General features: G+C 36.2%; 14 protein-coding genes. 4 read left to right on the top strand and 10 right to left on the bottom strand.

Translation table 11 applies throughout. The features are described from left to right. Positions 1-110 precede the first annotated feature (110 nt). Entirely contained in the window at positions 111-1,208 is a 1,098-nt protein-coding gene (locus tag LKL37_RS06005; RefSeq protein WP_431609666.1) for a TauD/TfdA family dioxygenase, read from the top strand. A 317-nt stretch (positions 1,209-1,525) separates the two neighbouring features. Here the strand turns inward: LKL37_RS06005 and LKL37_RS06000 are convergent, their stop codons facing one another. The 7 genes from LKL37_RS06000 to LKL37_RS05970 all read right to left on the bottom strand — a co-directional run bounded on the left by LKL37_RS06000 (position 1,526) and on the right by LKL37_RS05970 (position 7,254). Then, a complete protein-coding gene (locus tag LKL37_RS06000; RefSeq protein ID WP_431609665.1) occupies positions 1,526-2,338 on the bottom strand; it encodes an alpha/beta hydrolase in 813 nt (270 codons plus the stop codon). Positions 2,339-2,500: 162 nt separating this feature from the next. Continuing rightward, entirely contained in the window at positions 2,501-3,076 is a 576-nt protein-coding gene (locus tag LKL37_RS05995) for a Crp/Fnr family transcriptional regulator (RefSeq protein ID WP_431609664.1), read from the bottom strand. Between the two features lie 77 nt (positions 3,077-3,153). Continuing rightward, positions 3,154-3,675: an N-acetyltransferase family protein gene (locus LKL37_RS05990; protein WP_431609663.1), complete on the bottom strand. Its 522-nt coding sequence runs from the start codon at positions 3,673-3,675 to the stop codon at positions 3,154-3,156. A gap of 17 nt (positions 3,676-3,692) precedes the next feature. Beyond that, a complete protein-coding gene (locus LKL37_RS05985) occupies positions 3,693-4,274 on the bottom strand; it encodes a nucleosidase (protein ID WP_431609662.1) in 582 nt (193 codons plus the stop codon). Positions 4,275-4,373: 99 nt separating this feature from the next. Beyond that, positions 4,374-5,075, bottom strand: a complete 702-nt coding sequence (locus LKL37_RS05980) for a DsbA family oxidoreductase (protein ID WP_431609661.1) — start codon at positions 5,073-5,075, stop codon at positions 4,374-4,376. 74 nt (positions 5,076-5,149) lie between these two features. Continuing rightward, positions 5,150-6,316 (bottom strand): MFS transporter, encoded by a 1,167-nt coding sequence (locus tag LKL37_RS05975; protein WP_431609660.1) that lies wholly within the window; start codon positions 6,314-6,316, stop codon positions 5,150-5,152. 8 nt (positions 6,317-6,324) lie between these two features. After that, entirely contained in the window at positions 6,325-7,254 is a 930-nt protein-coding gene (locus LKL37_RS05970; protein WP_431609659.1) for an alpha/beta hydrolase, read from the bottom strand. A gap of 155 nt (positions 7,255-7,409) precedes the next feature. Between LKL37_RS05970 and LKL37_RS05965 the strand changes: the two genes are divergently transcribed. Further along, positions 7,410-7,787 carry a winged helix-turn-helix transcriptional regulator gene (locus LKL37_RS05965; RefSeq protein WP_431609658.1) on the top strand — a complete coding sequence of 126 codons (378 nt, stop codon included), beginning with the start codon at positions 7,410-7,412 and terminating at the stop codon, positions 7,785-7,787. An 83-nt stretch (positions 7,788-7,870) separates the two neighbouring features. On the opposite strand, the gene LKL37_RS05960 is transcribed toward LKL37_RS05965, so the two are convergent. Further along, positions 7,871-9,055 carry an MFS transporter gene (locus tag LKL37_RS05960; RefSeq protein ID WP_431609657.1) on the bottom strand — a complete coding sequence of 395 codons (1,185 nt, stop codon included), beginning with the start codon at positions 9,053-9,055 and terminating at the stop codon, positions 7,871-7,873. A gap of 246 nt (positions 9,056-9,301) precedes the next feature. Between LKL37_RS05960 and LKL37_RS05955 the strand changes: the two genes are divergently transcribed. Further along, positions 9,302-10,033, top strand: a complete 732-nt coding sequence (locus LKL37_RS05955; protein ID WP_431609656.1) for an MBL fold metallo-hydrolase — start codon at positions 9,302-9,304, stop codon at positions 10,031-10,033. Between the two features lie 17 nt (positions 10,034-10,050). On the opposite strand, the gene LKL37_RS05950 is transcribed toward LKL37_RS05955, so the two are convergent. Continuing rightward, positions 10,051-10,392, bottom strand: coding sequence for a helix-turn-helix transcriptional regulator (locus tag LKL37_RS05950; protein WP_414845351.1), 342 nt, complete (start codon positions 10,390-10,392; stop codon positions 10,051-10,053). 514 nt (positions 10,393-10,906) lie between these two features. Beyond that, positions 10,907-11,536: a CatA-like O-acetyltransferase gene (locus LKL37_RS05945; RefSeq protein ID WP_431609655.1), complete on the bottom strand. Its 630-nt coding sequence runs from the start codon at positions 11,534-11,536 to the stop codon at positions 10,907-10,909. 196 nt (positions 11,537-11,732) lie between these two features. On the opposite strand from LKL37_RS05945, the gene LKL37_RS05940 reads away from it, so the two are divergent. Next, positions 11,733-12,599, top strand: coding sequence for an NAD(P)-dependent oxidoreductase (locus LKL37_RS05940; RefSeq protein WP_431610440.1), 867 nt, complete (start codon positions 11,733-11,735; stop codon positions 12,597-12,599). Positions 12,600-12,615 lie beyond the last annotated feature (16 nt).

The raw sequence follows: 12,615 nt of genomic DNA, 5'->3' as shown, positions 1-12,615 counted from the left end.
ATAATTTATTTGGTGATTGAGTAATTATTACTAAATTTGAACCAGCTATTGTTATTTAGAATAATTAAAAACAAAGATAAAAATTATTACTTAACACCAAATTTTTTTTAATGAATTCTACAGAAATTTTAGATAAAGACTGTTCAACAGCGGTAAAACTGCTTCCTACGGTCATAGAAGTCACCTCTCAGGAAAGAAGAATGATAAAAGATGCGGCTTTGCATCTTCAGAAAAAGTATGACAATTATGAAAACCGTGATTTTATAAAGCATGTACATCAGCTGGCGTCTTATTTCTTACCGGAGAGAATTTTAAATATAGCGGCTGATTTTGCAAGTGACTTTTCAAAAAATCAGTATGGTGCACTGATCTTTACAGGATTAATGGATATCGATCAGGAGGATATAGGATCTACCCCTCCCAATTGGCAGGCGGCTGATTATTCAAAATTTAATTTATATGGTTTTGCATGTGCACTTATCCATGGGGCACTTCCGTCAAAGCCTGTACAATATTATTCACAGCGTAAAGGAGGCGGACTGATCCATGCCATCATTCCTGATGAAAAAATGAAGGAAACGCAAACCGGATCAGGGTCTTCAACAGACTTGTATGTACACACAGAAGATGCTTTTCTGAAACATCAGGCTGACTACTTAAGCTTTATGTATGTAAGAAATGAGGAGCAGGTTCCTTCTACTCTTTATTCTATCCGTTCTCATGAATCTATCGGGGACAATTACAGACCTCTTTTTGAGCGTATCTATAAAATTCCGAAAGATGCCAACCTGGAAACGGGAGATAATGAAGAAGAGACATTGGATTCTGTACTGTATGGTAATTATAGTCTTCCGTTTATGCGATTTGACGCTGCAGAACAGCTTTTTAATTCCAGCATAAGACAATCGGAGGAAGCACAAAGTACGCTGCATGAGTTCTGGGAAGAAGCCAGACATTTGATTTACTCAGGATTTACGCCCCAGGCAGGAGACGTTATTCTGGTAAACAATCATTTATGTGCTCACGGGAGATCGGCTTTCCGTGCGGGAGTAAGAAATATTGACGGAATAGAACATCCGTGCGAGAGAAGAATCATGCTTCGTATGATGAGTAAAGTGAGCCTTATTGATATGAGAGCACATACACTTACAGAAGATCCGTTCTTTGTGATAGAAGAACATTTGGGTAAAAACTTTCAACACTTTTAATATGCTGACTTGTTAGCATTTTGAACATCAATCAATCGAAATCCTTTTTGGGCATGGCTCAAAAAGGATTTTTTTATTTGGTTAATCCTTGTTAAAGGTTAATGAGGTAAGTTTCGGCTAAAGCCAATATTATATTAACAACAAAAACAAGCGGGCTAAAGCCCACTCCTATTGATATAAAAACTAATCAATATTCAATAGGAACGGGCTTTAGCCCGTTTAAATAAATATAAAATAAATCCTTTGGCTTTAGCCGAAACCTAAAATCAACTGTTATACCCCTTGCCAAGATTTGAAACCTTGACAAGGGGTATAATTTATTGTTTAAAAAACCTGTCAAACAAAGACAATTGCTCAGATAATGATCTGCTCCAATATTCCGGGACGTGTCCTCCCAAAGATTCTGTGTAGAGATGCTGAACCTTCATTTCTGTCAGTTTTTTATGAAAATTTCTATTCATGTTGATCATTTGGGTATCTTCTGTTCCGCAATCGAAAATATATTGCTGTCCTGCTCCTGCCATCAGTTTTATTTTACTGTCTGTAAGGAAATTGGGACTAATAGATTCAAATGGCCCAAGCACTTTATTCACCATATATTTCTGATAGCCTTCTCCAAATGAATTGAAATCCAGCGCTCCGCAAGAACTTCCTACAATACCAAATGTTTTATTATAAGTAACTCCAATATTGGTAGCTCCATAACCTCCCATGCTCCATCCCAAAATTCCGCGGGATTTTTTTTCTGCTTTCACCGGATAATTTTTATCAATAAATTCTACCAGTTCTTTCCCAATAAAGGTTTGATATTGTGAATCCTTAACGATCGGACTGTCTACATACCATGAGCTGTAATTACCATCCGGAAGTACATAGATTGTTTTAAGTTCCTGTGCTTTTTTTACCAGATCCGGAATATCCTGCTTAATAATTCTGTCCGGATTGCCACTGAAACCATGAAGGATATAAACCGACGGATAGGTTGTATTAGGTTGAAGATTAGGGGTAATGATTACTGTTTTAATTTTTTTATTCATTTTCGGACTGAAAATTTCCTGATGAATAATTTTTTGTGCTGATAACTGAATACATGCAGTCAGTACAAATACAATGTTGATAAGCTTCTTCATGTTGAAAAATGTTTAATTAATGATAATCACAGGTTTCATATTATAAAACATATAATGTACCAATGATCTTTTGATACAGCAAAATTGCAGGAGAAAAAGAAAAAAAGCCTCAACATATGTTGAGGCTTTTTTTAATTTATTTTCCACTTAGATTTAGAAATGTTAGTTAATTTCCTTTTTTATCCGGCTTAGCTGTGTAGGCGTTATTCCAAGATAAGAAGCGATGTGGTGCTGTTTCAGTCTGTTGTATAAAGATTGGTTTTCCAATAACTGCAAATACCTTTTTTTTGCTGTTTCATACTTCAGAGATACTTCCAGAGGTTCCTTTTTCACTACCCAGTTTTTTTCCAGATAATACAGATGAAAAAGAGCCAGATCATGATGTTTTTCCATCAACTCACGATAGGCTTTTGCAGGGTATTGTATCACGGAGCAGTCTTCCAGTGCAATAATATTGAAATCACTGGGTTCATTTTTAATAATGGCTGCTGTGGAAGCAACAAAACTGTTTTCTTCGAAGAAGATTTTATAAATATTATTCCCTTGTTCATCTACGGTATAATACCCTATCAGTCCGGATTTGATGAAATAATAGTATCTCGCCATAGAACCGGATTCCAGCAGAAGATCATTTTTGTGATAATATTCTTCTGTACAAATGTTCAATAAATCTTTAACCGTTTCTTCAGATAAAGGATAATACTGATTAATATGTTTTACAAATTCTGAATGGTTCATTTTGGTATTTAAAAGGTATAAAGAATTGTATTACCCAATCATATGTGAAAATCTGCGTCATCTGTGGGAGAAAAAAATTAATCCAACATTTTTTTCATCATCAAATCCGTCTGTTCTTCTTCTCCTAGTCTGAAAATATGCTTATCAAACTCAACGAATCCGTTTTTCTTGTAAAAGTTTAAAGCTCTCAGATTTTCTTCCCATACTCCCAGCCATAAGTAGGATTTACTAAGCTGTCGGGCAGTTTCCAAAGCCTGATCATACAGCAGCTGGCCTACTTTTTTTCCATGATGGCTTTTTTTTACATAAATTCTTTCAATTTCCAGGCTGGCATCATCCTGAAGTTCTGTCTGTGCGTTGCCGGTATTTACTTTCAGATATCCTACAGGATTGTCTTCTTCCCAGGCAATATAGAAATGAGAATCAGGGTTATTGAGCTCAGATTTTATCTTTTCAGTATTGAAGCTTTCTTCCAGATATTTTTTCATTGCTTCTTCCGTATTATCTTCTGCAAAAGTTTCAGAGAAAGTCTGTGTCCCTAAACTTTGCACAATTTCTACGTCTTCAGCCGAGGCTTTGTTAATGATAATTGAACTCATGATGGTAAGAATAAATATTATGAGAAAAGAATTTTCTTAAATGCTTCAGAAGCCAGATGTACCTGTACGCTCCAGTCATCTGCAGCATCGCTTCCGGCATCATCGGAGATATATTTCAGGCATAGAAACGGGATGTTTTCCTTTTGGGCAATCAATGCAAGCGGATAGGCTTCCATATCTACAATATTATAATCGGTTTCGGAATGATTCATTTCAAAGCTATCACCACTTCCGCAGATTCCTTCTTTCAAGGTGTCCATTTTAAGACCGTATTCCAATACAGGTGGCACTCCGGATAACGGGGTTTCATACAATTTAAATCCTAATCCTCTTACATCCATATCTCTCTGGATGAATTTTGTACAGCATACCACTTCGCCTTTGTGAAATCCTTTACTACCAGCAGAACCTAAATTCACAATCAGTTTAGGTTTTCTTGCATGAATTTCTTTGGTTAATTCAATCGCTGCATTTACTTTTCCGATACCGGTAATTAATTTATTTTTATCATCGAATACTGTTCCCGCTTCGGAATCTAATGCAAAAACAAAAAGGGTATCATCAATTGAATAATGACTTTCGTTGTTAATTTTTATCATTGAGAAATTAGATTTATACAGTTATTACCACTGTATGACAAAGATACGAGACTCCATTTAATTAAAAACCCCAAAATAAAACTATTTTAGGGTTTTTAATTAAATGCTGCATCCGTCTGCATCACAGGAGACTCCGTTTTCACCGGAAAGATCCTTAAACGGACTCACGGTTTCTTTGTAAGTCTGCTGAAGTGCATTTTCAAATATTTCCGCAGGCTGAGCACCAGAAACGGCATATTTACCATTCAGAACAAAGAAAGGAACTCCGGAAATGCCATTGTTTCTTGCCTCCTGAATATCCTGGTTGACTTCATCGTCCAATTGATCTGTTTTAACTGCCTGTCTTGCCTCTTCTTTATCAATGTCTAAGCTTTCAGCAAGATCAACCAAAACCTCTATATCTCCCACATTTTTACCGTCAATAAAATGAGCGATGAATAAAGCTTCTTCCATTTCATTAGACTTGTTATACTTTTTAGCCAAATGAAGCAATTTGTGAGCACTGAAGGTATTGGTAATTAGAGTTTTTTCAAAATTAAAATCAATTCCGGCTCCTTTTCCCATCTGAGTTACCTGACCAAGCATTTGGGTAGCCTGAGCTTCAGGGAAACCTTTTTTTTCTCTAAAATATTGAAGGGTATCCTGAGTTTCTTTAGGATCTAAACTTGGATCCAGCTGAAAGCTTTTCCACTCCACTTCTACTTCATCTTTAAAAGGAAGCTTATTCAAAGCCTGCTCAAAATTATTCTTTCCGATATAACAAAACGGACACATAACGTCCGACCAGATTTCTATTTTCATTGTATTTAATTTTACATCAAATTAATAGTGCAAAGATAGTGTATTTTATTTAATGTAACAAAAATTATTACAGTTTAACTCTGACAGCTGGAAAGTACCTGACTACGTTTCTCTACTATCACTTTTAAGATCATCATCAGAAATGCAAGAAGCCCAAAAACAAGACCTATCCATGGAATAAATTCTACACCTTTTGTAACGATCACCCATCCTCCGATTGTAGTTCCTACTGTTACTCCAAGGTTTCCGAACGATGTGGCCAGACTATTGGCAAACTCGAGTGACTCAGGAGCTGAAGAAATCATATAAGTGGATGCATTCAAAAAGCTTGGAGAATATAGAAATCCCCAGATTCCGATAACGGCAATTGTTGCCCATAAGTTTCCATCAGAAAAATAGAGAAGAACCGGCACTATAATAGTTCCGGAAAGAAAAATAGCAGTAGTACCTGCTACATTTCTATTGAGCATTTTTCCGGCAACTCCATTGGCCGTCACTCCAATAATTCCAAATAACAAAAGCATATAGCTTACCATTGAAGTATCCATTCCTTTGGCTTTGTTCAGATAATCTGCAAAATAACTGTAGGTAGAAAACCATGCGGTAATCATGAAAAAATTAGTCAGCGTACTCAGAACAAATGGAGGCTGTTTCAATATTCTGATCTGATTTCCATAGGATTTTTTCTCTTTTACAGGCATTGAAGGAAGAAGAAAATAAATAACAATTAAAGCAATCAAACTGACTACTGTCTGTATCATGAATGAATATTCCCAAGACCCCAGACCTGCAATCCACGTGGCAAAAGGAACTGTGGTTACCATTGCAATGGCTACCCCATTAAAAACAATTCCCATCAATTCGTTCTTTTTTCGTTGATCTGCCTGAGATACTGCCACAGATAATGCTGTCGCAATATACACCGGCTGAAGAAATGCAGGCAAAATTCTCACCAGCATCAACAGCCAGAAAGGCGGTGAAAAAGAAGATACAAATCCTGTAATCAGAAACATGAAAATAGCAGTGAGCATTATCTTTTTACGGTCAAAACCTGATGTGAGCAAAGTCATAAAAGGTCCTGTAAGTGCAATAATTAAAGCAAAAGCACTTAAAAGATACCCTGCTTTGTCTATACTGATCTTATAATGCTCTGCAATCTGCGGAAGAATCCCGATGACCCCAAATTCTGTTGTAATAACCGCTATAAATCCCAGACATCCAATGTATGCATATTTCTTCATGATCTTTTTTATTCGTCAGATTTTAAATTTTGATGGACAAAAGAAGCCATTTCATCTACTGCTGACTGTACTTCTTCCAACAGTTCCCCCATGTGCATAAATCCGTGAACCATATCTTTGTAAAAGCTTGTTTTAAAATCAACTCCTGCATTTTTCATATTTTCAGAAAGCTGTTTTCCATCATCCAATAAAGGATCATGCTCTGCCAGAATGATTAAGGTAGGCGGTGTTTCTTTAAAATCTTTGATCAAAACAGGAATCGCAAGAGGATTATCTTTTTCTTCTTCCGGAAGATAACCGGACCATGCCTCTATCCCGCCCTGCTTATTGAGAACCGGACCATTTTCATAGATTTCCCATGTCTTTGAGTTCAATTGATTATCTACCGCAGGATAAATCAATACCTGAAATTTCAATTGTTTTCCTAGCTGAGTAGAAACTGCCGTTGACAAAGCACCACCTGCACTGTCACCAATGATTCCTACTTTATCAGGATCAATTCCCAGAGATTCTGCATTGTCGAATACCCATTTTACCCCATCAATACAATCATTTAAACCAGCTGGAAAAGGATGTTCCGGAGCAAGACGGTAATCTATAAAAATCACTACAGATCCTGTTTTATTAGCCAGTTTACGGACTACAGCATCATGAGTTTCATAGCCACCAGCGATAAACCAGCCTCCATGAATATAAATAATAGCTGATGACTGTTGAATATCTTTTCCCTTAGGACGATAAATTCGGATGGGAATCTGATGATTTTCTTGTTGAATACTTAGTTCTTCAATCATGGCCACTGGTTCCTTTTTCCCACTAAGCTGAAGAGACATGGTTTCAAGAAATTTTCTTGCACCGTCTAAAGAATCCTGTGGGTTGAAAGGCTGTATTGTTTCTAAATGATTTAAAATCTGTGTTATTTTAGGCGTTAATTGCATTTTTATTTTGATTTAAGTTATTGTTCCTGCGGAGAACATGAGCGCTATTGTTCTTTAGGCAGGATATTTTCTATTTCGATGAACAAAATTAAATCTCAAACCTTACATTTGCATTGTATACAGCTAAATGTATGGTACTAACAAATTTGTAAGTAATGGGAACGATAAAAGAAAATTCAACGAATAATATCAACAAAAAGTATATTCAGGGATGCGATCTGAGCTATGCAGTATGCAGAATCGGGGGACGTTGGAAGCTGATTATTTTAAACAAGTTAAAAGACGGAAAATTGCGCTTCAGCGAAATTAGAAACTCTATTTCCGGAATAACGGAAAGAATGCTGACGCTTCAACTGAGAGAGCTGGAAAAAGAAAGCTTAGTAAAGAGAACAGTTCACGCAGAAGTTCCGCCAAGGGTAGATTACGAACTGACAGCTATTGCCAGAGAGTTGATTCCTATCTGGAAGCAGCTTGACGAATGGGGAGGAAGACACAGAGAATTAATGCAGGCACGGGAAGATGCAGAAGAATGATCATAAAAAAGTTTCGGGGGATTTTATCGCAGATAAAATCCCCCGAAACTTAAAAGAATCAGAAATGTGAAATAAATTCTGATTTATGCTTTATTGACTCTTTTACAAAATAAGACATGTGCTATCAAAGCCAATACACCAAATACAGTCCCTACAAAACAGACACCGGTCCACTGAGCTTTTTGCCAGGCGATAGAAGCCAGCCAGGTTCCCAATGATCCTCCGATGAAATAAGAAACCATATACACGGTATTTAGCCTGTTCACAGCATTTGATTTAATCAAAAAATAATTGGTCTGGTTCATAATGTGACTCGACTGTACTCCCAGATCCACAAGAATCACTCCTACAATCAGTCCCCAATATGTTTCTCCTGCAAAATAAGTAAAGCCCCAGCTTCCAATAACAATCAATAAGGAGTACAATATAATCCGGTTGATATCCAGATACTTTTGCAATTTTCCCACTTTGGCCGCAGCTAAAGCGCCTACAGCGCCAGCTAATCCAAAACTTCCCACTACGGATGATCCGGCATTAAAAGGCGGTTTCTCCATATGAAAAACTAGTGTGGTAAACAAAGCACACATAGACCCAAATGCCATAGCTCCACGGAAAGAAGCCAGCTGAAGAACAGGCTGTGTTTTCGCAAGCTGAGCAACAGAACGCATCAGTTCTTTGTAGGTACCTTTAAAGTTAGGAGACATTTCAGGAAGCATTTTATAGACAGCCAGCCAAACCAGAATCATCAGTCCTGCAGCAATACCAAACATAGCTCTCCAGCCCCAAACCTCTCCTACAATTCCTCCTATAAAACGGGAAAGAAGAATTCCCAGCAATAATCCTGACATGACCAGTCCGATATTGGATGATTTTTCTTTATCTGACGAAAGTTCTGCGGCAATGGGTACAAACAGCTGCGGAATAACCGATGTAGCTCCAATCAGTAAACTGGCAGCATACAGCATCCACAACTGAGTAGCAAAAGTCATCCATAAAAGTGATCCGAACACCAGAAACAAATCAATTAAAATTAATTTCTTGCGGAAAAATTTATCTCCCAACGGAACAATCAGCAGCAGTCCCAAAGCGTAGCCTATCTGTGTCAATACAGAGATTTTACTTGCAGCACTCTCAGAAACCTGAAGCTCTTCAGAAATTAGCGCCAGTAAAGGCTGGTTATAATAATTGTTGGCCACCACAAGCCCTGAAATAATGGCCATAAGCCAGATAACAGTTCGGGAAATACCATGGGAAGAACTCTCCTGCATTACGTATAAAGTTTTTATTTGAATTGAAAGTAATCCAACGGCAGCTACCGCCGGATTTTTAAGAGATCAAAGATAATCATTAAAAAAAGAATTAATCAGCTTCCTTCCTTTACATTTTCATGAATAGCACAGGATTTTGCAGTAAGTAGAATAATTTCAGCATTCTGCCTCTATGATTGTTTTTATTGATGATTTATATTGACGAAAATCCTTTTAAATATTAGAAATATTAAGGAAATTTGCAACATGAAAATCATTCCACTCAAAGAAGGCAATTTTTCGGCAAGTAAAACCAAAGACTTTACCCTTTTAACCGAAGAAAATTTTGATAATATCGGAGGAATTAAAATGTCTGTTCAGCCGTTTCTTATCATTACTGAAAATGACTATATTCTTTTAGATGCTGGAATTGGCTGGAAAAATGACTCCGGAAAAACAGTGGTTTCAGAAATTCTTGAAAGAGAAAATATCCGTCCGGAACAGATCACAAAATTATTGTTGTCCCATCTTCACAAAGATCATATTGAAGGAGCTGTAAAACTTACAGAAAATGGTTTCGAGGCTGCTTTTCCGAATGCCCAGATTTATATCCAAAAACGCGAACTGGATTTTGCGATGGAAAAGAAAGGCAATCCTTCTTTTGATTTTGAGATATTGGAAAAACTTATCAAACTTCCAAATATTATATGGATGAATGAAGATCAGGGACAGATCACAGATGAAATTTCCTATGAAGTGGTTGGTGGGCATACCCCTTTCATGCAGGTTTTCTGGATCAAGGAAAATGAAGAAACGGTTTTCTATGGTGCTGATGATCTGCCACAGGCTTCCTATTTAAAATATCATTTAGCTTATAAAAGTGATTTTGATGGCAGAAAAGCAATGGAACTAAGGCTTAAGTGGGAAAAAGAAGCAAGAGAAAACAATTGGAAAATTCTTTTGTATCATGATCTGGACAAAGCCATAATAAATGTTTAAATACAGAAAAAAATGGTTTAAAATTCATTAAACCATTTATAAATATCAAATTCAGAAGGAATATTCAGTTTTTTTCTGATCCTGTTTTTCCTGTTTTGTATCGCTTTTGGGGTTACAAAAATATAAGTTGCAATTTCCTTAGTAGTCATATTGAGCTTAAGATAAATACAAAAGATCAATTCAGAATTTTTAAGGGAAGGCTGTATATCGGATAACTTTTTAAAAAAATCAGGATAAACTAGTCTGAATTTATTCAAGAGACGAGGAGAATTCGACTTGGCTAATGCCATTATCTCGTCTTGTACAAGAATCTTTTGCTTTAAATCCTCTAAGTTAGTTTCAGGTTTTCTATTTTTCATAATACTTTTTCATCTCTACTTATTTCAGATGCAATAACTTTTGAGCATCAGTATAAAGTTTTTTTATCTGATCAATCTGTTTCCTGATAATATAATATCGTGAACAAAATAATTTCTATATATTCAAAAATTAATTGTTTTTTTTAACGTAATCTAATGATAAATAACATTTAGTTGTATTCAGCAAATGATTAAGTAAAAAAACATCACCTATAAATTTCGGTTTATTTTTATACTGGCAAAGAAAGAAAAAATGATTAAAATTTTGTTAAAACCGTGTACCACATAGATACCACGTTATCTTTTGAGCTAAAATATCATAACTGCTTTTATCAGCCCGTTTCTTCATTATCTGCTTTGCCATTTTATAATTGTAAATGTAATAGGTTCCTATGTTTACTTTTTATGATCTGGATCAATGTTTTCAGCGTATTCATACCGAAAATAAACATAAAAAGCCGGATCGAAACCCGGCTTTTGTTATATGATAGTTTTAAAATACTGTCTGTATGTTCTACTCCTGATCAAGTTGTCTCTGAAACTCTTCAAGATATTGAGCGATGTGAATTCCGTCTGCCAATCCATGATGAGCTTCAATAGAAACCGGAAGATATTTTCTACCCTCTTTGATATTGAACCTTCCAAAAGCAATTTTAGGAACTGATTCTGTGGTATTAAAATCTGTAGGATGCAATATTGCACTGAACGAATTCCATGGAATGGTAGTATGTCTTACATGATCTTTTCCCAGTCTTTCATTACTTAATCTCAAGCCTGAAGTCTCATGTACCCCTTTTATTTCCTCCTGCAGAGCAGCATTGAACGTTTCAAAATCTTCTGAAAAAGGAGTGAATGAAAACCCAAAAGTACCATCCGGTCTTCCGATTGTACTGCCGGCATGAACCGTATCAAACTGTATCACCTGCCCGTCAATAATTCTGAGTTTTAACTCATCTACTCTATTGATCGCCACCATAGATTTGTGATAATAATAAGCAAAAAATGAATACCCTTTTTCTTTTGCAGTAGCATATGCTTTTGTACAATCCACCTCTGTTGTAAATCCAAAATAAGGGCTTGCCATATTAGAAAAAAATTCAAAATGTTCTTTTCTGTTCCAGTTCTCTATATCTACAATCTTCATTGATTCTTATTTGCTGCAAATTTCTGAAAGTTTCTCCGGTTTTAAAAACTTATGCTTAAAAATATAATTAAAACTTAATTTTGTAATGGAGTCATTTGGTCGATATTTTGCTGCAAAACAGACGTATTTTATATTTTCATTTATTTACTTTCAAATAACTCCCTTTCATTCAGAAGGTTGACAATATACAAGCTTAATTAATAACAAAATAAAAGATAGGACAATGGAAAGAATCGGATTCATCGGATTAGGAAATATGGGCCATCCAATGGCAAAGAATATTGAAAAAGCAGGATTTCCACTTTCGGTTTATAACAGATCATTGGAAAAAACTAAAGATTTTGAAGAAAAATCTACAGTCTCTACTCAAATTAAAGACCTTGTACAAAACAGTGATATTATATTCACAATGCTGACCAACGACAGTGCTGTAAAAGCGGTATACGAAGAAATTCTTCCTTTAGACATTCAGGGAAAATTATTCGTGGACATGAGTACCATTTCCCCGGAAGCCTCAAAAGAAACGGCAGCAGCTCTCAAAATAAAAGAAGCCTCCTTTATTGATGCTCCCGTAGCAGGCAGCACCCAGCCAGCAAAGGAAGGAACACTGATCATTATGGCAGGAGGTGAAGAAAAAGACATCCAGCGTGCCCTGCCTTATCTTTTGAAAATGGGAAAATCTGTAAAACATTTGGGTGAAAATGGAAAAGGAATCGCAGGAAAGCTATCAATCAATTATTTTCTGTCAACCATTTATCAGGGACTGGCGGAAACGGTTTTATTATCAGAAAAATTAGGAATTGAACGATCAGATATGCTGGAAATCATCAATGAAAGTGCCAGTGGAAGCGGTGCTACCAAAGTAAAAACACCTCTGTTGATTGCAGACCAGTACGCTCCGGCATTTGCCCTTGATCTGATGCTGAAAGATATTCTTCTTGCTAAAAATGCAGGTGCAGACTATCCTCTGTCTGAAGCTCTGATTCAAACCTATCAAAATGCCCATGATAAAGGCTTTGGTCAGGATGATGTAATAGGAATCATCAATTATTTAAAACAATAGAATAAATAAGGAGATC

It is taken from the genome of Chryseobacterium sp. 'Rf worker isolate 10', from assembly GCF_050753305.1.
In the GTDB taxonomy this organism is placed as follows: Bacteria; Bacteroidota; Bacteroidia; order Flavobacteriales; family Weeksellaceae; genus Chryseobacterium.
Note: the sequence above shows the minus strand (reverse complement) of the source record. Positions and strands in the feature narration are given on the sequence as shown.

Excerpts from the sequence above, each read along its gene's own strand:
- LKL37_RS05975 (WP_431609660.1), bottom strand. The coding sequence starts at position 6,316 with ATGAAGAAATATGCATACATTGGATGTCTGGGATTTATAGCGGTTATT.
- LKL37_RS05995 (WP_431609664.1), bottom strand. The coding sequence starts at position 3,076 with ATGAACCATTCAGAATTTGTAAAACATATTAATCAGTATTATCCTTTA.
- LKL37_RS05960 (WP_431609657.1), bottom strand. The coding sequence starts at position 9,055 with ATGCAGGAGAGTTCTTCCCATGGTATTTCCCGAACTGTTATCTGGCTT.
- LKL37_RS05945 (WP_431609655.1), bottom strand. The coding sequence starts at position 11,536 with ATGAAGATTGTAGATATAGAGAACTGGAACAGAAAAGAACATTTTGAA.
- LKL37_RS06000 (WP_431609665.1), bottom strand. The coding sequence starts at position 2,338 with ATGAAGAAGCTTATCAACATTGTATTTGTACTGACTGCATGTATTCAG.
- LKL37_RS05955 (WP_431609656.1), top strand. The coding sequence starts at position 9,302 with ATGAAAATCATTCCACTCAAAGAAGGCAATTTTTCGGCAAGTAAAACC.
- LKL37_RS06005 (WP_431609666.1), top strand. The coding sequence starts at position 111 with ATGAATTCTACAGAAATTTTAGATAAAGACTGTTCAACAGCGGTAAAA.
- LKL37_RS05985 (WP_431609662.1), bottom strand. The coding sequence starts at position 4,274 with ATGATAAAAATTAACAACGAAAGTCATTATTCAATTGATGATACCCTT.
- LKL37_RS05980 (WP_431609661.1), bottom strand. The coding sequence starts at position 5,075 with ATGAAAATAGAAATCTGGTCGGACGTTATGTGTCCGTTTTGTTATATC.
- LKL37_RS05990 (WP_431609663.1), bottom strand. The coding sequence starts at position 3,675 with ATGAGTTCAATTATCATTAACAAAGCCTCGGCTGAAGACGTAGAAATT.
- LKL37_RS05950 (WP_414845351.1), bottom strand. The coding sequence starts at position 10,392 with ATGAAAAATAGAAAACCTGAAACTAACTTAGAGGATTTAAAGCAAAAG.
- LKL37_RS05965 (WP_431609658.1), top strand. The coding sequence starts at position 7,410 with ATGGGAACGATAAAAGAAAATTCAACGAATAATATCAACAAAAAGTAT.
- LKL37_RS05970 (WP_431609659.1), bottom strand. The coding sequence starts at position 7,254 with ATGCAATTAACGCCTAAAATAACACAGATTTTAAATCATTTAGAAACA.